The sequence below is a fragment of the Synechococcus sp. CB0205 genome (assembly GCF_000179255.1).
GTDB lineage: Bacteria > Cyanobacteriota > Cyanobacteriia > PCC-6307 > Cyanobiaceae > Vulcanococcus.
In genome coordinates this window covers 29,753-49,145 of sequence record NZ_ADXM01000049.1, presented here as the reverse complement: position 1 = coordinate 49,145, position 19,393 = coordinate 29,753, and the positions used below count along the sequence as shown (strand labels likewise).

General features: G+C 63.3%; 19 protein-coding genes. 6 read left to right on the top strand and 13 right to left on the bottom strand.

Annotation, left to right across the window (positions count from 1 at the left end):
• The first annotated feature begins 124 nt into the window (after positions 1-124).
• Positions 125-2,743, top strand: a complete 2,619-nt coding sequence (gene clpB, locus CB0205_RS0109125; protein ID WP_010316717.1) for an ATP-dependent chaperone ClpB — start codon at positions 125-127, stop codon at positions 2,741-2,743.
• A 10-nt stretch (positions 2,744-2,753) separates the two neighbouring features.
• On the opposite strand, the gene asnB is transcribed toward clpB, so the two are convergent.
• Genes asnB through CB0205_RS0109100 form a run of 5 tightly spaced genes read right to left on the bottom strand, consistent with a single transcriptional unit; the run spans position 2,754 to position 5,907 of the window.
• Complete coding sequence (gene asnB / locus CB0205_RS0109120; protein WP_010316716.1) at positions 2,754-4,547, bottom strand: asparagine synthase (glutamine-hydrolyzing); 1,794 nt, start codon at positions 4,545-4,547, stop codon at positions 2,754-2,756.
• 32 nt (positions 4,548-4,579) lie between these two features.
• Entirely contained in the window at positions 4,580-4,864 is a 285-nt protein-coding gene (locus CB0205_RS0109115) for a 4a-hydroxytetrahydrobiopterin dehydratase (RefSeq protein ID WP_010316715.1), read from the bottom strand.
• A 36-nt stretch (positions 4,865-4,900) separates the two neighbouring features.
• On the bottom strand, positions 4,901-5,179 hold the full coding sequence (locus CB0205_RS0109110; RefSeq protein ID WP_010316714.1) for a cupin domain-containing protein: 279 nt from the start codon (positions 5,177-5,179) through the stop codon (positions 4,901-4,903).
• The gene (locus CB0205_RS0109105; protein ID WP_010316713.1) at positions 5,179-5,448 is read right to left on the bottom strand and encodes a hypothetical protein; all 270 of its coding nucleotides are present in this window, start codon (positions 5,446-5,448) and stop codon (positions 5,179-5,181) included. The genes CB0205_RS0109110 and CB0205_RS0109105 overlap by 1 nt, the downstream gene beginning before the upstream one ends.
• A gap of 3 nt (positions 5,449-5,451) precedes the next feature.
• Complete coding sequence (locus tag CB0205_RS0109100; RefSeq protein ID WP_010316712.1) at positions 5,452-5,907, bottom strand: secondary thiamine-phosphate synthase enzyme YjbQ; 456 nt, start codon at positions 5,905-5,907, stop codon at positions 5,452-5,454.
• A 76-nt stretch (positions 5,908-5,983) separates the two neighbouring features.
• On the opposite strand from CB0205_RS0109100, the gene CB0205_RS0109095 reads away from it, so the two are divergent.
• Positions 5,984-6,394, top strand: coding sequence for a thiol-disulfide oxidoreductase DCC family protein (locus CB0205_RS0109095; RefSeq protein WP_010316711.1), 411 nt, complete (start codon positions 5,984-5,986; stop codon positions 6,392-6,394).
• Here the strand turns inward: CB0205_RS0109095 and CB0205_RS0109090 are convergent.
• Positions 6,365-6,781: a DUF2721 domain-containing protein gene (locus tag CB0205_RS0109090; protein WP_232197284.1), complete on the bottom strand. Its 417-nt coding sequence runs from the start codon at positions 6,779-6,781 to the stop codon at positions 6,365-6,367. The two genes, CB0205_RS0109095 and CB0205_RS0109090, sit on opposite strands and share 30 nt — an antisense overlap.
• 76 nt (positions 6,782-6,857) lie before the next feature.
• On the opposite strand from CB0205_RS0109090, the gene CB0205_RS0109085 reads away from it, so the two are divergent.
• The 4 genes from CB0205_RS0109085 (at position 6,858) to CB0205_RS0109070 (ending at position 10,531) form a co-directional block, all read left to right on the top strand.
• Positions 6,858-7,259 (top strand): OsmC family protein, encoded by a 402-nt coding sequence (locus CB0205_RS0109085; protein WP_010316708.1) that lies wholly within the window; start codon positions 6,858-6,860, stop codon positions 7,257-7,259.
• Between the two features lie 39 nt (positions 7,260-7,298).
• Entirely contained in the window at positions 7,299-8,825 is a 1,527-nt protein-coding gene (locus tag CB0205_RS0109080; RefSeq protein WP_010316706.1) for a carboxypeptidase M32, read from the top strand.
• A gap of 67 nt (positions 8,826-8,892) precedes the next feature.
• Positions 8,893-9,882 carry an LOG family protein gene (locus CB0205_RS14605; RefSeq protein WP_156797907.1) on the top strand — a complete coding sequence of 330 codons (990 nt, stop codon included), beginning with the start codon at positions 8,893-8,895 and terminating at the stop codon, positions 9,880-9,882.
• 61 nt (positions 9,883-9,943) lie between these two features.
• On the top strand, positions 9,944-10,531 hold the full coding sequence (locus tag CB0205_RS0109070; RefSeq protein WP_010316702.1) for an inorganic diphosphatase: 588 nt from the start codon (positions 9,944-9,946) through the stop codon (positions 10,529-10,531).
• A gap of 31 nt (positions 10,532-10,562) precedes the next feature.
• Here CB0205_RS0109070 and CB0205_RS0109065 read toward each other — a convergent pair whose 3' ends face one another.
• The 7 genes from CB0205_RS0109065 to rpoD all read right to left on the bottom strand — a co-directional run bounded on the left by CB0205_RS0109065 (position 10,563) and on the right by rpoD (position 19,005).
• Positions 10,563-12,461, bottom strand: a complete 1,899-nt coding sequence (locus CB0205_RS0109065) for a chloride channel protein (protein ID WP_010316701.1) — start codon at positions 12,459-12,461, stop codon at positions 10,563-10,565.
• Between the two features lie 67 nt (positions 12,462-12,528).
• A complete protein-coding gene (gene hemC / locus CB0205_RS0109060; RefSeq protein WP_010316700.1) occupies positions 12,529-13,482 on the bottom strand; it encodes a hydroxymethylbilane synthase in 954 nt (317 codons plus the stop codon).
• 80 nt (positions 13,483-13,562) lie between these two features.
• On the bottom strand, positions 13,563-13,976 hold the full coding sequence (locus CB0205_RS0109055; RefSeq protein WP_010316699.1) for a DUF1824 family protein: 414 nt from the start codon (positions 13,974-13,976) through the stop codon (positions 13,563-13,565).
• On the bottom strand, positions 13,969-14,637 hold the full coding sequence (locus CB0205_RS0109050; protein ID WP_050778470.1) for a phosphatase PAP2 family protein: 669 nt from the start codon (positions 14,635-14,637) through the stop codon (positions 13,969-13,971). The genes CB0205_RS0109055 and CB0205_RS0109050 overlap by 8 nt, the downstream gene beginning before the upstream one ends.
• Before the next feature lie 5 nt (positions 14,638-14,642).
• The gene (locus tag CB0205_RS0109045) at positions 14,643-16,409 is read right to left on the bottom strand and encodes a glycosyltransferase family 39 protein (protein ID WP_043705852.1); all 1,767 of its coding nucleotides are present in this window, start codon (positions 16,407-16,409) and stop codon (positions 14,643-14,645) included.
• Positions 16,410-16,411: 2 nt separating this feature from the next.
• Positions 16,412-17,512, bottom strand: a complete 1,101-nt coding sequence (locus tag CB0205_RS0109040; RefSeq protein ID WP_010316695.1) for a glycosyltransferase family 2 protein — start codon at positions 17,510-17,512, stop codon at positions 16,412-16,414.
• 80 nt (positions 17,513-17,592) lie between these two features.
• Positions 17,593-19,005, bottom strand: coding sequence for an RNA polymerase sigma factor RpoD (gene rpoD, locus CB0205_RS0109035; RefSeq protein ID WP_010316692.1), 1,413 nt, complete (start codon positions 19,003-19,005; stop codon positions 17,593-17,595).
• Positions 19,006-19,393 lie beyond the last annotated feature (388 nt).

The following is a 19,393-nucleotide window of genomic DNA, read 5'->3' as shown; positions in this document are numbered from 1 at the left end:
CCGGAGCGGACGGCCTGCATCCCCGAGGGGTGGAGGACCGAAGCTGCAACTTCGGTTCTCCCCTCCTTCAAAGCCAAACAATCGCCATACGGTTTGGTCACCACCCAGTTGAGGGAGGACCGCCATGCATCCCACCGCCGAACTGTTTACCGAGAAAGCCTGGGCCTCAGTTGTTGCAGCGCAGCAGCTCGCGCAGCAGCGCCGGCAGCAGCAGATGGAAAGCGAGCATCTCTTCGCCGCGCTCCTGGCTCAACAGGGTCTAGCCAATCGGGTGCTGGAGAAGGCCGGGGTGGATGTGGGAACCCTCAGCCAGACCATCGAGGCCTACATCGAAGGGCAGCCATCCCTGAGCTCTGCGCCTGAGAACGTCTATCTCGGCAGGGGACTCAACGCTGTCCTGGATCAAGCCAATGGACTCAAGGAGTCCTACGGCGATAGCTACATCGCCATCGAGCATTTACTACTCGCCCTGGCGAGTGATGATCGCTGCGGCAAACAACTGCTCAAGCAGGCCGGCAGCGATGCTGCCCAGCTCAAAGAGGCCGTTCAGGCGATTCGCGGATCCCAGAAAGTGACTGACCAGAACCCCGAAGGCACCTACGAATCCCTGGAGAAGTACGGCCGCGATCTGACCCAGGCGGCCCGCGATGGAAAACTCGATCCGGTGATCGGTCGCGACGAGGAGATTCGCCGCACAATTCAGATCCTCAGCCGCCGCACCAAGAACAACCCCGTTCTGATCGGTGAACCCGGCGTGGGCAAAACGGCAATCGTCGAAGGGCTCGCCCAACGGATCGTCAATGGAGACGTCCCCCAGGCCCTGCAGAACCGTCAACTGATTGCCCTGGACATGGGGGCCCTGATCGCCGGGGCCAAGTACCGCGGTGAATTCGAGGAGCGGCTCAAGGCTGTGCTCAAGGAGGTCACGGCCTCCGAGGGACAGATCGTGCTGTTCATCGACGAGATCCACACCGTGGTCGGCGCCGGGGCCAGCGGTGGCGCCATGGATGCCAGCAACCTGCTCAAGCCGATGCTCGCCCGCGGTGAGCTGCGCTGCATCGGGGCCACCACCCTCGATGAGCACCGTCAGCACATCGAGAAGGACCCGGCCCTGGAGCGCCGCTTCCAGCAGGTCTTTGTCGACCAGCCAACGGTGGAGGACACCATCTCGATCCTGCGGGGCCTGAAGGAGCGCTACGAGGTGCACCACGGCGTGCGCATCGCCGACAACGCCCTGGTGGCCGCAGCAGTGCTCAGTAGCCGTTACATCGCTGATCGCTTCCTGCCGGATAAGGCCATCGACCTGGTGGATGAATCCGCCGCGCGCCTGAAGATGGAGATCACCTCCAAGCCGGAGCAGATCGACGAACTCGATCGCCGCATCCTGCAGCTGGAGATGGAGAAGCTCTCGCTCGGACGTGAATCCGATGCCGCCAGCAAGGACCGGCTGGAGCGGCTGGAGAAGGAACTCGCGGACCTCAGTGAGCAGCAAAGCGCCCTGAATGCCCAGTGGCAAAAAGAGAAAGGCTCCATCGATGAGCTCAGCTCAATCAAAGAGGAGATCGAGCAAGTGCAGCTGCAGATCGAGCAGGCCAAGCGCAGCTACGACCTCAACAAGGCCGCCGAGCTGGAGTACGGCACCCTGACGGGTCTGCACAAGAAGCTTGCCGCCAAAGAAGAGGAACTCACGGGCGAGGGCGATGACAAGTCGCTCCTGCGTGAGGAGGTCACTGAAGACGACATCGCCGAGGTGATCGCCAAGTGGACCGGGATTCCTGTGGCCAAGTTGGTGCAAAGCGAGATGCAGAAGTTGCTGCAGCTCGAGGATGAACTGCACACCCGGGTGATCGGCCAGGAGCAGGCGGTGACCGCCGTGGCTGACGCCATCCAACGCTCCCGCGCTGGTTTAAGCGATCCCAACCGCCCGATCGCCAGCTTCCTGTTCCTCGGCCCCACCGGTGTGGGCAAGACCGAGCTCTCCAAGGCCCTGGCCTCCCAGCTGTTCGACAGCGAAGAGGCGATGGTGCGCATCGACATGTCCGAGTACATGGAGAAGCACACCGTCAGCCGTCTGATCGGAGCGCCTCCGGGCTACGTCGGCTACGAGGAAGGCGGACAACTCACTGAGGCCGTTCGCCGCCGGCCCTACGCCGTGATCCTCTTTGACGAGGTGGAGAAGGCGCACCCCGACGTCTTCAACGTGATGCTGCAGATCCTCGATGACGGTCGCGTCACCGATGGCCAGGGGCGCACGGTGGATTTCACCAATACCGTCCTGATCCTGACCAGCAACATCGGCAGCCAGTCGATTCTTGATCTCGCCGGTGATCCCGCTCGCCACAGCGAGATGGAAGCACGAGTCAATGAGGCCCTCCGCGGCCACTTCCGCCCCGAGTTCCTCAACCGGCTCGACGAGACGATCATCTTCCACAGCCTCAAGCAGGAGGAACTGCGGCAGATCGTGGAGCTGCAGATCCAGCGGCTGGCCAAGCGCCTAGAGGACAAGAAGCTGGGGCTGCAGGTCAATGCCGATGCCCTCGATTGGCTCGCCGGGGTTGGCTATGACCCCGTCTACGGCGCCCGCCCGCTGAAGCGCGCGATCCAGAAGGAGCTGGAGACTCCGATTGCCAAAGGGATCCTCGCGGGGCAGTTCAGCGCCGGGCACGACGTGGCCGTCGACGTGGAAGGCGAGACATTGCGCTTCCAGCAGGTGGACCCCAGCAAGCTGCCGCTGTTGGTCTAAGTCCCTCGAACTAGCCGGGTTGGAGCTCAATCCCCATGTTGCGCTCCAACCAATCGGCCAGAACCAGTAGTCCCCACTGGCGTGCCCAGGGCCTGAGGTCAACCCGCCGCGATGCAGTCTTGAGATCCAGTTGAGGAAGACCGCTACTAGCCGATGACGAGCGGAGCCACTGGTCAAAGGGAATGACAAAACCGCGCTTGGGGGCGTCCTGCAGAACCGCCGTCACCTCTGGGAAGGCATCCCGGAGCAGTTGCTTCCCCTGGGCCAAGCGCTCTGAGGCGGCGATGGGCGCGAGAGCCTCAAAGAGAGCGACATCGACCAGCGGCACCCGAAGCTCCAGCGAACTCGCCATCGAGAGGGCATCGCTATCGCGCAGCAGCATCGCTCCCATGTAGCTCGACGTCTCGAGCCAGGCGATTTGATCGGCGAGATCTGCAGACTGCAATCCCTCATGCAGGGGAGGGGTTGATGGAGCGGGGAGATCCCAGAGCTGAATTAAACGGGAGGCCTCGCGGGCTGAAAAAATCGTGCGCATGCAGCGGTGAGCCGCGGGCACACCGGGCGGACTAGCCAGGTAGTCCGAGAAGCGCTGGAGCTTGGCGCGCTTGATGGGCCGAATCAGCTGGGAAGCAGCCCAGGCGGCCGGTCCAAGCCGTTGACGCAGCGCCAGCAACTTCGGAACGGTTTGGAACAGCGGGTAGCCGCCGAAGAGTTCATCGCCCCCTAAGCCACTCATCACCACCTTCAATCCAGCATCCGCCGCCTCAGCTGAGAGGCAGTAGGTGTTGAAGCCATCGGTGCTGGGTTGATCCAGGGCATCGAAGAACGCCGGCAGTTGGGACCAGGCCTTGTCGCGTCGCAACAGGAGGCGGCGATGGTCGGAACCAAAGCGTTGGGCCACCTGCTCGGCGAGGGCACTTTCATCGAAAGCCTCCTCTTCAAAACCGATCGAGAGGGTCGTCAGCCGTTGGTCTGAGGCCGCCAGGATCGCCGATGAATCCAGTCCACCAGAGAGGAACAAACCCACGGGCACATCGGAGACCATGTGCGCTTCGACGCTCTCCTTGACGGCCGTTCGTGTGCGCTCCACCAAGGCGCCATAGGAGTCGCCCTTCTCCTCGTCAAAGCGCGGCTGCCAAAAGCGTTCAATCGTCAACGCACCGTTGGCCCAACGGGCCAGATGGCCGGGCGGCAGAGCGTTTAACCCTTCGACCATGGTCCCGAGCTGGGGAACGCAGCCAAACATCAGGTAGTGCTGCAGCGCCTCCCCATTGAGTTCGCGAGGGATCGATCCACTGCGCAGCAGCGCCCGCACCTCCGATGAGAACAGCAGGCGTTGGTCTGTCGATCGGTAGAGATAGAGGGGTTTAATGCCAAAGGGATCGCGGCCCAGCAGGGCGCTCTGGCGCTCCTGGTCGAACAGGCAAAACGCGAACATCCCGCGCAAGCGGGGCAAGGCTGACGCCCCCTCACGGATCAACAGCCGCAGGAGCACCTCGGTGTCACCCGTGGAGACAAAGGTCTCACCCTCGACCTCCAGCTCGGCGCGGAGGGTTTTGTAGTTGTAGATCTCACCGTTGAAGACCAGCCGATAGCGCCCGCAGGGGGACTGCATCGGCTGGTGCCCCGCCGGGGAGAGGTCCTGAATCGAGAGCCTGCGGTGGATCAGGGTGCAGGTCGGGCTCTGCCAAATCCCGGCGGCGTCAGGGCCGCGGTGGACCAGGAGCTCAGCGATGCGCTCGGCTTGGGCGCGAGGCATGGTCTCGGCCGATCCACGCGTGAGTTCGCCTGCCAATCCGCACATGCGAGGCGATCCTCAGTGGGGTGAATCTACGGTCAAAGCAACGCGCTGATCCGCTGCGCCAACTGCCGATCGAGGTTGGAGAGCCCACCGGTGTCATGGGTGGTGAGATCGACGACAACCCGGTTCCAGACATTGCTCCACTCCGGGTGATGGCCCATGGCTTCGGCGATCAGGGCCACCCGGCTCATGAAGCCAAAGGCCTCGTTGAAATCAGCAAAGACCAACTCTCGGTGCAGCTTTCCATCCACCAGGCTCCAGCCGGGCAACTGCTGCGGCAGCTGATCAATCTCAGCCGGAGTCAGCGGAACAGCAGCCATCAACCATCACCAGTACTGCACCCAGGCTGGCGCCCCTCAACCGAAGCGGTAGTGCTTGCGCACAGGCTGATGCACATCCCAGTGGCAGGAGAGACCGGTCGCAAAGGTGACCAGATCACCGGCACCAAAGCGCACGGGTTCACCGCCCTCGGGGGTCACCGTGACATCCCCCTCCAGCAGCAGGCAGGTTTCCTGCTCGTCGTAGTTCCATGGGAAGGAGCTGATCTCGCAGCTCCAGATCGGCCACTGCTCCACCCCCAATTCCTCGAGCTGGGCGCGTGCAGGCCCATGGACGACGCTGATTGGTGAGGCCATCAACTGCTGCCAGAACTGGAGCCATTCTCAAGGGCCAGATCGTGCAAGCGATCGATCAGCAGATCAATATCCGTGTCCTCCTCGGGCTCTGGTGTGGTCTCCCGGCGGCGCCGCACCTCCTCAGCCAGTCGCTCGGCATTCCGCCGCGCCAACTGGGTTGAAGGCGAGAGGTCACGGCCACACAGGGATGCCAGTTCCGCCTCCAGGGCCTCCACCCGCTGTTGCAGGCGCGTCAGCGCCGCGGTCAGTTCTTCAAGAGAAAGCGTCATCACTCACTCCCCGACCAGATGGGCCGCGACCCGCCTGCGCTGGGGCATCACGCGGTGCTCCCAGAGGTAAACCGCCTGCCAGATGCCAAGCAGCAACGTCCCATCCACAACGCTCAGGGAGAGGGTTTGGCTGGTCAACGCCGAGCGGATGTGGGCGGGCATGTCATCAGGCCCCTCGTCGTCATGGCGATAACGGCGCAGGGAATCAGAGCCATCCAAGGCGCCATGGGCGACCTGAGGAACCACGGCCTCCATCCAGGCCGCTAGGTCATCGAGAACCCGCGGATCGGCGTTCTCATTAATGGTCAGGCTGCAGCTGGTGTGGAGAGCACTCAGATGCAGGACGCCCTGTCGCAGGCCCGTGGAGCGAATCCAGCGGTTCAGCTCAGGGTCGATGCGCAAGAACCCCTTGCCGCTGCTGTTGAACTCGAATTGCTCGAGCGCCTGCTGCAAGCCCATCACTGATCCAGCGCAACCCGGCTCCAGTCAAAGCGATCAGCCACGGAGAGCCAGGGCCATCGTTCAGGCTGGGGCGATGACGACAGAACTCACACTCCTCTACGACGGTGGCTGCCTGCTCTGTCTGCGGGAGGTGAATTTCCTGCGAAAAAGAGATCAGCACTCGCGGATCGGCTTTGTCGACATCAACGCCAGCGATTACAGCCCGGAGCAGCACCAGGGAATCAGCTACCGGCAGGCCATGGGGCGCATCCATGCCATCCAGGGGAATGGGACCGTTCTGAAGGATGTCGCGGTCTTCCGCGAGGCCTATCGCCTGATCGGCCTGGGCTGGTTGTACGCCCCGACGGCCTGGCCCGTCATCGGACCGTTGGCGGACTGGGCCTATGGCCTCTGGGCCCAGTGGCGCCTCGCCCTCACGGGACGCCCGAACCTGGATCAACTCTGCAACTGCCGCTTAGAAGCGACGGCGGATCAGACGCGCTGAGACGCGGGTATCCAACAGCAGGGTCAATAGCCCCACCATCAGCGAGAGCATCGCCACAACGAACAGCGGCACCACGATCGCCGTCAGGTCAATCACGGCGATCGCACTGATGAAGGTGACCGCCACCACGGCTGCCACCAGCACGCCTGTTGTGGTGACCGCTTCGCTGGCGCGGGTGAGCAGGGTCATCCGCCGTTTCAACAACGCCAGATCCATGGCCTCGTCCCTGACGCTCTGCAACCGCTGGGCCCGGTCCAGTACCCGGGCCAGGCGATTACTGATCACACTCAACAGACCCGCGATGGCCGTCAGCAGAAACACCGGGGCGACAGAGAGCTGAATCGCCTTGGCCAAGCCGAGCATCGGTGAGCCAGCTCCGGGATCCATCGTCAGCCGCATCGACAGGTCCACCTAAGCGAGGCGAGACAAAACTGCCAACCTGGCTGCACACACTCACCGCCCCGTGACCCAAATCAACAGCACCTACAGCGGGGACCTGCGTTGTGCCTCGCTGCACGGGCCATCGGGCTCTGCCCTGGAAACGGATGCCCCAACCGACAACCAAGGCAAGGGCGAGCGCTTCTCACCAACCGACCTGGTGGCGACAGCTCTGAGCACCTGCATCTTGACGATCATGGGCATCGTCGCCGAACGCCACGACTGGGATCTCAAGGGATGCACGGCCCGGGCGGAGAAGGTCATGACCAGCGAAGCCCCGCGCAAGATCGCCCAGCTCGAGGTCTGGATTGAACTGCCGGCCCACCTCGATGAAAAGGCCCGCAAGATCCTGCGCAAAGCCGCTGAAAACTGCCCGGTCAAATTGAGCCTTGAAGGGGCCGTGGCGATGCAGCTCCACTGGAGCTGAGGACAGTGCCTAGGGTCGCGCCCAGAGCCGGGCATTCCCTTGAGCGCAGGACAGGCATACGCACAGCTTCGCGATCACCTGCACACCACCCAACTGCTCGGAGGAATTCAGAGCACGCTCTACTTCGACCAGAACACCGCCATGCCGCCGGGATCCGCCCACTGGCGCGGCGAGCAGCTGGCCCTGCTGGCGCTGCAGCTGCACGAGCGGCAGACCTCAACGGAATACGCCGATCTGCTGGCCAATGCCGAGGCCGAAGCAGGAGCCCAGGCCAGTCACGAGCAGCAGCGCAACCTCCAACTGTTGCGCCAGCAATGGGAGCGGCAGTCCCGCCTGGATCCTGCCCTGGTGGGGCAACTGGCTCAAGCCCAGGCCCAGGGCTATGCCTTTTGGCAGGAGGCCAAGCGCGACAACGCCTTCGCCCGCTTTGCCCCGGCCCTCCAATCCCTGATTGATCTGCGGCTCGAGCAGGCACGCCAACTGGCTCCGGCCGAACGGGATGCCTCGGGCCAGGAGCGAAGCCCCTGGGAAATCCTGGCCCAACCCTTTGAACCGGACGTCAGCAAAGAGGCGCTCAGCCGCTGGCTGCTTCCCCTGCGCAGCGAACTGCCGCCCTTGCTCGAGCAAGCCCAGACGCTCCCCAAGGGCAGCGCTGAGCGCTGGGATCTCAGCGAGCAATCCCAGGAGAGCCTCTGCGATCAACTGCTGCAGGAGTGGGGGTACAACCCTGAGCGCTGCTACCGGGCCCGCTCACCCCACCCGTTCTCCAGCACCCTGGGTCCGGATGACTTCCGGATCACCACCCGCGTCGTCGAGGGGCAACCCTTCTCGGCCTTCCTGGCCACCGCCCATGAATGGGGGCACAGCCTCTATGAACAGGGACTACCACGCACGGGGGATCACTGGTTCCCCTGGCCCCTGGGGGAAGCCACCTCCATGGCCGTTCACGAAAGCCAGAGCCTCTTCTACGAAAACCGACTGGCCCGCAGCCAGGCCATGGCCTGCCGCTGGCATCCGCGTTTCGCCCAGGCCCTTGGCCAGGACGTCTGGGGGAGCAGCCAGGGGTTCTGGCGCGATCTCAATCCGATCGCTCCGGGATTGACCCGGGTGGAGGCCGATGAGGTCAGCTACGGCCTACACGTGCTGCTGCGCTACGAGCTCGAGCTCGCACTGCTGGAGGGGGGGATGCCCGTTGAGGAGTTGCCCAGTGCCTGGAACCGGGCCATGAAGGAGCTCCTCGGCATCGAGCCGAGCAACGACCGAGAGGGCTGCCTACAGGACGTGCACTGGAGTGAAGGACTCTTTGGCTACTTCCCCTCCTATGCCCTGGGACACCTGATCAGCGCCCAGATCAGCGAGACGATCGAAGGGCAGCTCGGTCCGATCGAATCGCTACTAGAAGCGGGCGATGACGCAGCCCTGGGCCTCTGGCTCAAACAGCGGGTGTACCCCCTGGGGCGCAGTGTCAACGCCATGGAACTGGTGGAGCAGGTTTCAGGCTCCCCCCTGAGCCATCACCCCTTCCTCCGCTACCTGCAGCAGAAGCTCGAACGACTCGCCGCGTGAAGAAACGGAACAAAGGTGTGCAAACGCTGACCGTTGCGCTCTGATGGGTCTGCGCGAAAGGAAAGAGATGGCAAATCAATTCCCCCGCAAGGCCAGTTTCGATCTCTCGCCCCAGCAGCATGGGCAGAGCGTTAACAGCCAAGACAGCAACTCTGCCGGTGCGGAAGCAACCAGGCGCAGTGAAGACGAGTGCTTGGTCAATGAAAACCTAAGCCGGATTTTGCAGTCCTCCAGCTATCAGCTGGCCCACGCCGATGAGGGACTGCTCTCCAGCGCGGAGATGCGCGGCGTCCGCATGTTGCTGGAAATCACCAAGCCACAGCAAATCCTTGAAGCCGAGGGCGTTGAGTCCACCATCATCATTTTTGGTGGGGTGAACATCATTGAGCGCTCCGCTGCCGAGTGGCGCCTGGCCGCCGCAGAAGCCGAACTCGCCCGTAACCCCAACAGCGGCCCACTGCAACGGCAGTTGAGACGCAGCCAGACCCAGTTGGAGTTCTCGCGGTACTACGACGCGGCCCGTGAGTTCAGCCGGCTGGTCTCGGCGGACCAACAGGCCGGTCATCACAACCATGTGATCGTCACCGGTGGCGGCCCCGGAATCATGGAAGCGGCCAACCGCGGTGCCTTCGATGCCGGTGGACGCTCGATCGGTCTGAGCATCAAGCTCCCGGGGGAACCGGAGCCCAACCCATACATCAGCCCCGAGCTCTGCTTTCAGTTCAATTACTTCGCCCTACGCAAGTTCCACTTCGTCAAACGCTCTGCCGCTGCAGTCCTCTTCCCCGGCGGCTTCGGCACCCTTGATGAGCTGTTTGAGGTGCTGACGCTCCGCCAGACCGCGATCAAGGGTCAGATGCCCGTCATCCTCTTTGGTACGGAGTTTTGGCAACGGCTGATTGATTTCGACTACCTGGCTGACTGCGGGCTGATCCGCGAGGAGCACCTGGAGCTCGTCAGGTTCACCGACTCAGCGCAAGAAGCCTGGTCCTGGATCCAGGCCTGCGAAGCCCAGCAGGTTCACGAAGATCTGAGCTCCGAGGCGCTCGCGGCCTAGGCCAAAGGCCGGTTCCGGGAACTCCGTAGGATGCCGCCCATCCTTAAGGCCCGCTGCCCTGATGGCGAACATCGACCACGCCCCAAGCCGCACGATGCTCAACCTGCTGCACGTGCTGCCGGCCTTTGCCGATGAAGCGGAACTGCGGCTGAACACCATCGTTGAGCTGAACAGCAACACGATCAACAAGTACGAGCTGATCACCGAAACCGGTCACCTGAAGCTCGATCGCGTCGGCTACTCCTCCCTGGCCTACCCCTTCGCCTACGGCACCATCCCCCGCACCTGGGATGAGGACGGCGACCCGCTCGACATCGAGATCGTCGGTGTGACCGAGCCCCTGGTGCCCGGCTCCCTGGTGGAAGCCCGCATCATCGGCATCATGAAATTCGACGACGGCGGCGAAGTCGACGACAAGGTCATTGCCGTGCTGGCCGATGACAAGCGCATGGACCACATCACCAGCTACACCCAACTCGGTGAGCACTGGCTGAAGGAAACCCAGTACTACTGGGAGCACTACAAGGACCTCAAGAAGCCCGGCACCTGCCGCGTCAATGGTTTCTTCGACTCCGCAGAAGCCGTCAAGATCGTCAAGGAGTGCGAGGCCCGCTACATGGAAGTGATCGCGCCCAAGCTGGTCAACTGATCGCAGCCAAGCCCCCAACCGGGGGCTTTTTTCATGGCTTGGAGTCTGCGGACGTTTGGGCTCGAGCCACGGCCCGCGCCATGCCGTCGCGGCTGGCCAATCCCTGCAGGGCCTTCACGGGAAGGCCCGTGGCAGGGAGGGCGCTGGGGAGATGGGGCAGATCGGGAAGGGCGAGATCAAAGACCGGTAGCTGACGCAGTCCGTTGGGACGCAACTGATCTTCCAACTGGGCGAGGTTCGCGGAAGCCGGCAGCCAGAGCAGCTCCGAGCGCCGGCACTCCGCCAAGGTGACAGCCGGCCCCAAGCCGGTGAGGGCCCGCTGCAGGTCAGCCAGTGTGACCAGGCCCACAACCCAGTTCTCCTGCTCAACCATCAGGCAGTGACCATGGGCCGAGAGCAGTTGCTGCAGCGCTGACTGGGCCGACTCCGCAGCATTGAGCACCAGCGGCGCCTCGGGCTCAAAGGCATCGAGCACCGGCAGGGACGCCAAGGCATGACGGCGCTGGTCCTCAATCAGATCAGGCCCCAGCAGACCGGGGTCAGCCAGGCCCTGCCAGCGCTCCACCAAGGCTGCACTCAGACCCGCGGCCGCCATCAGCGGCAGGACGATGCGGATGTCTCGCGTGAGCTCAAACAACAGCAAGAGGGCGGTCAAAGGGGCGCGGGCACTGCCGGCCAGAACCGCAGCCATCCCGACCATGGCGTAGGCGGGGGGTTCCGCCACCGGCAGCCCAAAACCGCTATCCCCCAGCAGTTGGCCATAGACGTTCCCCAGCACCGCGCCGGCAAACAGCGACGGCGCAAAGCCACCGCCCACAAAGCCTGTGGCACTGCTCAAGGCCGTAGCCAGCAGCTTCACCAGCAGCAGACCCACCAGGGTGAATAGGGCGATGCCGCCCCCACTGCCGAGCAGCGCCTCGATCGTGTCGTAGCCCACCCCAAGCACCTGGGGAAAGCCCAGGGCCATCAGGCCGATGGCCAAGCCCCCCAGTGCGGGCAGGGACCAAGACGGCAGGCGTCCCAGCAGGCGCTGGACCCGTGGACTTCGGCCAGCCGCCAGCAGACGCAGGAGCGCCAAGGACACTCCGCTCGCCAGGAGCCCCAAGCCCAGATAAAGGGGCAATTCCAGGGGCGAGCGCACCTCGTAGGCCGGCAGGCGAAAGATCGGGTCACTGCCCAAACAGAGTTGCGTGACGAGGGCGGAAGCCACCGCCGCGACAAGCACTGCCCGAATACTTGGGCGGCCGGGGATGGTGCTGTAGCTGCCTTCAAAGGCAAAAAAGACACCGGCGATCGGGGCCTTAAAACCGGCCGCCAGTCCAGCCGCAACACCCGCCGCCACCAAGGCCTTCTGGGACTCGGGGGGCAGTCCGCCGCGCATCCCAAGCCACAGGCCAATGTTGCCGCCGCTCTCCACGCTGGGCCCCTCAGGACCAAGGGACGCGCCGCTGCCCAGGCTCAGCGAAGCGCCCAGCAAACGCTGAAAGGGAAGCTTGGGCTTGGCCTGAACCGCGCCGTCAGCCATGGCCATCAAGCTGGGCAGTCCGGGACCCAGGTCCCTGGACCACAGCCGCAGCAGACCGACCCCAAATCCCCCGAGCACGGGCATCAGCACCACCGGCCAGGAGTCCAACCACAGGGGGAGACTGCCCGTGATCGCTGATGTGGGATCCGGAGGAAGCGGCGTGGGATCCGGCAAAAAGCCCACGCCCCCCAGACCGATCTGCAGCAACGCCCGCAGCGGTGTGCCGCTGTCGACCGGCAAGGGCTCCACCGGCAGAACGGGCGGCTCGGGCTGGGTCTGTCCCACCAAGGCCAGGGCCCAGGACACGGCCGGGCCAAACAGACCGTTATTGATCAGGCCGAGCAGCTCGTGGAAGCCGACCACGGCCAATCCAGTCAGACCGCCAACGAGGGCCGCCCAAGCCAACAGGCTCCATTGAAACGGAAGGGGCCGAGCCTCATCGAGCTCAGTCGGGGCCCCGTCCGGAAGGGTGTCAGGCCTCGGGCCGAACGGTTGCAAAGATCTCCTCCAGGATCTCTCCTGCTCCCTGGGCCTTCAGTTTGTGGGCCAAGTCAATCCCCAGGGCTTCGGGGTTGGTTTGATCCCCCTGCACCTGATCGCGGATCAGACGCTTGCCATCGAGGCTGGCGACCATGCCTGTGAGCACGAGCTCGTCCCCTTCAAAACGGGTGTTCACACCGATGGGGACCTGACAGCCGCCCTCCAGTTCGCGCAGGAAGGCGCGCTCAGCCAGGCAGCGACGGGCGGTGGGAACGTGCTCCAGCACTTTGATCTGCTCCAGCACCTTGGCGTCGCCATCGCGGCACTCAATCCCCAGGGCCCCTTGACCCACGGCATGGAGGGAGATGGAGGGATCGATCAGCTCATGGATGCGATCGCTTAGGCCCAGGCGACCGAGACCGGCGGCGGCCAGGATCAAGCAATCGAATTCGCCGGAATCGAGCTTCTCCAGGCGGGTGATGACGTTGCCGCGCACATCTTTAAAGGTGAGGTGCGGGTAGTGGTGACGCAGCTGGGCCAGACGACGCAGGGAGCTGGTGCCCACCACGGCCCCTTCAGGAAGGGTCGCGAGGGTCTTGTCCTTGTGCTTCTCGTGCACCACCAAGGCATCGGCGGGATCCTCCCGCTCAGTGATGCAACCCAACATCAGCCCCTCAGGCAGGTTGGTGGGCAGGTCCTTCAGGCTGTGGACGGCGATGTCGGCACGGTCCACCAGCATCTGAGCCTCGAGCTCTTTGGTGAACAGACCCTTGTCCCCAATCTTGGCCAGGGCCACATCGAGGATCTTGTCGCCCTGGGTGGCCATCGCCTCGATGGTGATCTCGAGACCGGCATGGGCCTTGGCTAGCTCGTCACGCACCCAATGGGTCTGGACCATGGCCAGCTGGCTGCGGCGAGAGGCAATGCGCAGTTGGGAACCAGCCATCGGAATGCATCAAGGCAGCAAACAGCCGCCAAGCCTAGGGAGTGGTGTGCCCATCGCGGCCAAAGGCCGCAAAGTCTTGATCAGTCGTCGTTTGCGAAGAGGGCCAGGGGAAGGGGCCCCCAGGTGTCCTCGGTGCTGGGATCCACGGGGTTTTGTCCAGTGATCAGAAGACCTTGGCCAAGGCCGCTCTCACGGCGCACCAAAAAACGACCGTTGTTCTGATTCGCCTTCAGGAAGACGGGGCCCTCGATCGTCGCCAGCTCCTCACCGGCTGGATCCAGCTCCAGGGTTTCCCAAGAGAAGCGCTGCTCAAGCGCCCGCAGGGTCGCGACCGCAAGGGCTGCGGAGGGGGCCATCACACCCACGGTGAACCACTCGCAGGTCGCCATGGCCTGGGTCAGTTCCTCCAGCAGTTGCCCCTGCTCAGCAGAGGAGAGCTCAGGCGCCGTGCGCAGTCCCTTCAGTGATGCCAGCAGCGAGGGCCCGTCAGCCATGGATAGAGGAAGAGGTGGGGTGGTGCCGTTCCCAGACGGTGAAACCGGCCAGGCAGAAGCTGAGCCACACATAACCGACGGCCGCCCCAGCCAGGATGTCCGTTGGCCAATGGGCGCGGCAATAGAGGGTGCTCAGCCAAACCAAGGCGACCCAAAGACTCGAAAGGAGAAACAATGGCCGGCGCAGCCTGGGGTAGTGGGCCGCCAGCAGGGTGCAGCTCATGAAATAAAAGACCACCGAACCCGCTGCATGGCCGCTGGGAAAACTGCGGCCACTCAGCTCCAGCAGGCTGGCGTCGGGGCGGGGTCGATCAAACCAGGGCTTCAGCAAGCGATCAACGATCACCAAAATGCCGCCGGTTCCGGCCACGACGCAGACCAAATCAGGCCAGAAGCGCTTGAAGGCCAGGAAACCCAGAACAGCCAGGACCAACACCGCGGTCACATGAATGCCACTGGCTTGATAGACAACCAGCAGCAGCTGTCCAAGCCAGGCGGGGATGCGCTGGTGCAGCCCATCGAGCAGGACGCGATCGAAGGAGTCCGGGGCATTGGCCTTGAGGGTTGGACTCACCACCAGCAAGACAACCGCAATGGCCAGGGTCAACAGCAATCGGCGCCGTCCAAGGGCGTTCAACCACTCACGCAGAAGAAGAGGCATGGCGATCACCGTCTCTGGCTCAACTGATCGAGGGTGGTGCGGTCAAGTCTGATCAGGCGGTGGGCATCCAGGCGGCCCAGCAGCTCCGCATCACCGGGTCCCACGCCCAGGTCCAGCAATTCACGATCAGACCCCAGGACCAACACCGAGTCAACGGGCAGGGCTTGGGCCTCCAGCTGATCGATGGCCGAACGGGCGTCGTGAACGAAGAGCACCGGACGACCGCTGTAAAACACCACGCTGTAGCGCTTGTAGCCCGCCACCAGCAGCGGTTCACCCGGCGCAGCTGAGGCAGCGGCTTGACGGGCCAACACCCGGATCGGCAGCAGGCGCTCACGATCCATCAGGGGCGCCAAGACGGGAATCACCAAGGCCAAAACCGCCGCAAACCCAGCGGCATTGGGGAGCCAAAGCCAACGCAGGGCGACGCCATCCCGCGCACGAAGCAACCAGATCAACGCGCCGCAGGCACCTGCCAAGGGGAGTGCCAGCAGCCAGGGCAAGCCGGACTGGGCGATGGCATCCGCGAAACCGGGGTAGGCCGGATCCACCTCAATCAAGCGAGGGGCAAGGACGGCGGCCACGGCCATCAGCCCCAAGAGCACGGCATTGAACCAACCGCTGCCCCGCTGCAGACGATCCAGCCAAGGGGGATGGCCCGTGCCCGGGGAAAGGGGCGCAAACAAGAGGCCCACCAGAAGGACTGCACCCGGAACGGCCGGAAGGATGTAGCCGGGCAATTTGGTCGCCGCGGCGGAGAAGAAAGCCACCACCACCACAAGCCAAATCAAGCCGAATTGGGCGAGGGCCTCGCCCGCATCACTGCGATGCCAGCGCTGGGGAGCCCAGACCTGCAGCTTGAGGATTGCAGCAGGGAGATACAGCGACCAGGGCAGTGCCAGTAACAGCAACCAGGGCAAATAAAACCAAGGGGGACCTGGGTGGGCGTAGATCACCGAGGTGAAGCGCTCCAGGTTGCTGAAGCCGATGAAGCGCGCAAGGAAGGTGAACCCGTTGGCCTGGGTCGCTGCCACATACCAAGGCAGGGTCACACCCAAAAACAGGGACAGCAGCGCCAGCCATGGGGTCTGACGGACCTCCGGCCAAAGATCACGCCGCAGCAGCAGAAACCCGATGATCACCAGGCCGGGTAAAAGCAGGCCAACGGGGCCTTTCGCCAGTACCGCAATCCCGCAGAAGAGCGCCAACGCCACATGGCCCAGGCGCCTCAGGAGCAGTTGATCCCTGCGCCAGTAGGCCAGGACAAAGCCCAACAGGGCCAGGCTGATGCCACTGGCCAGAAACATGTCGGTGACCGAGGAGCGGCCCCAGCCCACCCAGCCTGGACTCAGGGCCAACAGCCCGCTGCAGAGGGTCGCGCGCCCCAGCCGTTGACTGACGGACTCCGTCGATGGCGCCAGGGCGAGCAGCAGACCAAAAACGGCAAAGACAACGGCGCTGGCGGCGAGGGCCGCAGGGAAGCGGGCTGCCCATTCACTGACACCGAACAGCTGGAAGCTGAGCCCCACCATCCAGTACCCCCAAACGGGGTAATCGAAAAAGGTTTCACCGTTCCAGCGGGGGGTAACCCAGTCACCGCTGAGCACCATCTGGCGGGGCACCTCAACGAACAACCCCTCGGTTTTATCCAAGAGGCCAAGGCTTCCCAACTGGTTAAAGAAAGCCAGCACACAAAGGCCCAACAGGGAAGCGATCGCCGTGATACGCGCCCGGGAGGGATTGGCATCCAGCCAAGTTCTGAGCCTCTGCATCACTAGTTAGGGGTGTTCCAGACGAAACGGCTGCTGGCGGCGTAGTTCCAGACGAACACCACAATGATCCCGGCCAACTGGGCCCAGAAGACATTCGGTGAGATCAGGCTGTAGTAGGCCGAAGCCAGGCCCACATTGGCCATCACCGGTAGGGAGGCCACCAACAGGAACTTGAACAGTCCGCGCAGCAGCAGGATGCCCTTCAAGCGAGCGAAACGGAAGGTCAGGGCGTTGTTGATCAGGTAGTTCGAGCTGGCTGCCGAGATCACCCCGATTGGCAGCGCCTGCTCAAAGCCAAGGCCCCAGAGAGCCATGAACAGCTGCGTGATCAGCAGCTGCACCGCAACGCCACTGAGACCGACCAAACCAAAACTGATGGCTCGCCTGGGCAGCAGGCGGAAGCTCAGGGTGTGGAGGATTGAGATCAGGAAATCCCAGAAGATGGCCAGATCCAGCTTGGAGCTGCCATAGGTGCGGGGCTGGAAGGTCAGGGGCACCTCGGCGGTGCTCAAGCGCCCACGACTCACCGCCAGCAGTTCGTAGAGGAACTTGAACCCGTTGACATCCACGCCACGGATCAAGAGAAGCAGCGGCTCCAGGCGCAAAGCAAAGAAGCCACTCATGTAGTCCGTGAGATGGGCATAGCGCTTGGGCAAGCTGAAGCGGGCACTGGCATTGGCCCACGTCGATCCGGTTTCCCGCCGATCGCTCAGCCCCAGGATCTGGGCCTCGGGATGGAAGCGGCTGCCGATGACCAGGTCCGCACCACCGGCTTCCAGGGTCTCGATCGCGCGGCGGACAGAGCCAGGCTCATGCTGGCCGTCACTGTCCATCACCAGGACAAAGTCCCCCGTGGCATCCAGCAGACCTTCTTTGATGGCGCTGGCCAAACCGGAGCGCCCGACCCGGCGGATCAGACGAAGCCGCGGTTCGTCATGGGCGAGCTGACGAACCAGCTCTGCTGTCCCATCCGCCGAGTCGTCATCCACCACCAGGATTTCCAAATCCCACTGCTCACCCAGGGGAAGCAGCTGGGCCAGAAGCGGCTCGATGTTGCCCCGCTCGTTGTAGGTGGGCAGAACAATCGAGACCCGCAAGCCCATCGAATCCTCAAGACAAAGCCGGCGGGAAATCCCGCCGGCGGATGAACCTTAAACCGATTGGAACGGAGTCAAAGAGTTGGTTACTTGATGTACTCCTTGAGCACGCCATTGCGGTTGGGGTGCCGCAGTTTGCGCAGGGCCTTGGCCTCGATCTGGCGGATGCGCTCGCGGGTCACATCAAAGATCTGGCCGATCTCCTCGAGGGTCTTCATCCGACCATCGTCCAGGCCGTAGCGCAGGCGCAGCACATCGCGCTCACGGGGGCTCAGGGTCGCCAGAACACCTTCGAGATCTTCCCGGAGCAGGTTCTTGGCGACGTCCTGCTCAGGATTCTCGATATCAGCCTCAATGAAGTCACCCAGGCGGGAGTCTTCCTCCTTGCCAATCGGTGTCTCCAGCGAAATCGGCAGCTGAGCACTCTTGGCAATGAAGCGGAGCTTCTCGATGGTCATCTCCATCGATTCAGCAATCTCCTCTTCAGTGGGCTTGCGGCCAAACTCTTGAGAGAGGGTCTTGGTGGTCTTCTTGATACGAGAAATGGTCTCGTACAAGTGGACCGGCAGACGGATCGTGCGGGACTGATCCGCAATCGCGCGGGTGATCGCCTGACGAATCCACCAGGTGGCGTAGGTCGAGAACTTGTAGCCCTTCTCGTGATCGAACTTCTCGGCGGCGCGAATCAGTCCGAGGGAGCCCTCCTGAATCAAATCCTGGAAGCTCAGGCCCCGATTCATGTACTTCTTGGCAATCGACACCACCAAACGGAGGTTCGACTGGACCATCTTTTCCTTGGCGCGGCGACCCAACATCAGGCGCCGGCGGAACTTGACCAGGGGCATCTCGACGAGGGTCGCCCACTCCTTGGTGTCGGGGTAGTGGCCGTTGTCTGCCTCGAACTGGTTCGCTAGCTCCTCGAGCTGCAGCAGGTCCGCAATTTTGCGGGCCAGCTCAATCTCCTCGTCAGGACGCAGCAGTCGAATCCGGCCGATCTCTTGGAGATAAACCCGGATGGAGTCTTCGGTATAGACACCCTTCGGCCCGATCTTGATGCTCGCCAGGGCTTTGGCGGTTTTCGCTGCATCCTTCTCCGTGGCCTTGGCATCGGCAGCTGGAGCCTTACCCGCCGCTGCAAGCAGCTGATCAGCCGCCTTGTCTAGGTCGGCGGCCGCGGCCTTCTTGCTGGTGGCTTTCGATGCCGCAGCTTTTGTGGAAGCAGCCTTGGTCGATGCAGGCTTTTTGCTGCTGGCGGCTTTGGTGGAGGCCGCTTTCGTCGATGCAGCCTTCGTGGCCTTGGCCTTGGTTGGGCTGACCTTGTTCGCGGCCTCGGCGTCCTTCTTGGTCTTGCTGGCGGCCTTGGCCTTCGTCACCTTGACGGTCTCACCCGAAGAATTGGCCACGGCGAGGATTTCAGCAGCGGGCTTTTTGGCCGTCGCAGCTGCCTTCGTGGTCGTCTTGGTGGTCGCTGACTTCTTTGTCGCAGCAGCAGGACTCATCGCGTTCGGCTAGATGATGTTGAGGCGGTTGACACGTCAGACGCAGACCCGACCAAGCCAAGGGCGAGGTGCCAATCATCGATCGACCGGAGTCGGCGAAGGGCCACATCGATCGGGCGACAGAGCCGGTCAAGGCTCAATGACCCATGGGAACGATGAATTGGTGGGGCGTCAACGAACCCAGCAGAGTTGCCAAGGGACTTGGCGGGGTGCTGAGGGAAATAGAAAGGGTGGGAAACGGGGCTAGAAGCCCAGCAAGGCTGTCAGGGGTGGTCGCAGATCGGGCGCGCAGCAGTGCTGGCTGTCCTCAAGATCTTCCCGCTGGACGGAACTTTGCCGGGTTCCGACTGCAGCCCTGTGGACTGCTCAACAGACTCATCTTAAGAAA

Excerpts from the sequence above, each read along its gene's own strand:
- CB0205_RS0109070 (WP_010316702.1), top strand. The coding sequence starts at position 9,944 with ATGGCGAACATCGACCACGCCCCAAGCCGCACGATGCTCAACCTGCTG.
- CB0205_RS0109095 (WP_010316711.1), top strand. The coding sequence starts at position 5,984 with ATGACGACAGAACTCACACTCCTCTACGACGGTGGCTGCCTGCTCTGT.
- CB0205_RS0109090 (WP_232197284.1), bottom strand. The coding sequence starts at position 6,781 with ATGGATCCCGGAGCTGGCTCACCGATGCTCGGCTTGGCCAAGGCGATT.
- CB0205_RS0109105 (WP_010316713.1), bottom strand. The coding sequence starts at position 5,448 with ATGACGCTTTCTCTTGAAGAACTGACCGCGGCGCTGACGCGCCTGCAA.
- CB0205_RS0109050 (WP_050778470.1), bottom strand. The coding sequence starts at position 14,637 with ATGCCTCTTCTTCTGCGTGAGTGGTTGAACGCCCTTGGACGGCGCCGA.
- CB0205_RS0109055 (WP_010316699.1), bottom strand. The coding sequence starts at position 13,976 with ATGGCTGACGGGCCCTCGCTGCTGGCATCACTGAAGGGACTGCGCACG.
- rpoD (WP_010316692.1), bottom strand. The coding sequence starts at position 19,005 with ATGAGTCCTGCTGCTGCGACAAAGAAGTCAGCGACCACCAAGACGACC.
- CB0205_RS0109100 (WP_010316712.1), bottom strand. The coding sequence starts at position 5,907 with ATGGGCTTGCAGCAGGCGCTCGAGCAATTCGAGTTCAACAGCAGCGGC.
- CB0205_RS0109045 (WP_043705852.1), bottom strand. The coding sequence starts at position 16,409 with ATGCAGAGGCTCAGAACTTGGCTGGATGCCAATCCCTCCCGGGCGCGT.
- CB0205_RS0109110 (WP_010316714.1), bottom strand. The coding sequence starts at position 5,179 with ATGGCCTCACCAATCAGCGTCGTCCATGGGCCTGCACGCGCCCAGCTC.
- hemC (WP_010316700.1), bottom strand. The coding sequence starts at position 13,482 with ATGGCTGGTTCCCAACTGCGCATTGCCTCTCGCCGCAGCCAGCTGGCC.
- clpB (WP_010316717.1), top strand. The coding sequence starts at position 125 with ATGCATCCCACCGCCGAACTGTTTACCGAGAAAGCCTGGGCCTCAGTT.
- CB0205_RS0109040 (WP_010316695.1), bottom strand. The coding sequence starts at position 17,512 with ATGGGCTTGCGGGTCTCGATTGTTCTGCCCACCTACAACGAGCGGGGC.
- asnB (WP_010316716.1), bottom strand. The coding sequence starts at position 4,547 with ATGTGCGGATTGGCAGGCGAACTCACGCGTGGATCGGCCGAGACCATG.
- CB0205_RS14605 (WP_156797907.1), top strand. The coding sequence starts at position 8,893 with ATGGCAAATCAATTCCCCCGCAAGGCCAGTTTCGATCTCTCGCCCCAG.
- CB0205_RS0109115 (WP_010316715.1), bottom strand. The coding sequence starts at position 4,864 with ATGGCTGCTGTTCCGCTGACTCCGGCTGAGATTGATCAGCTGCCGCAG.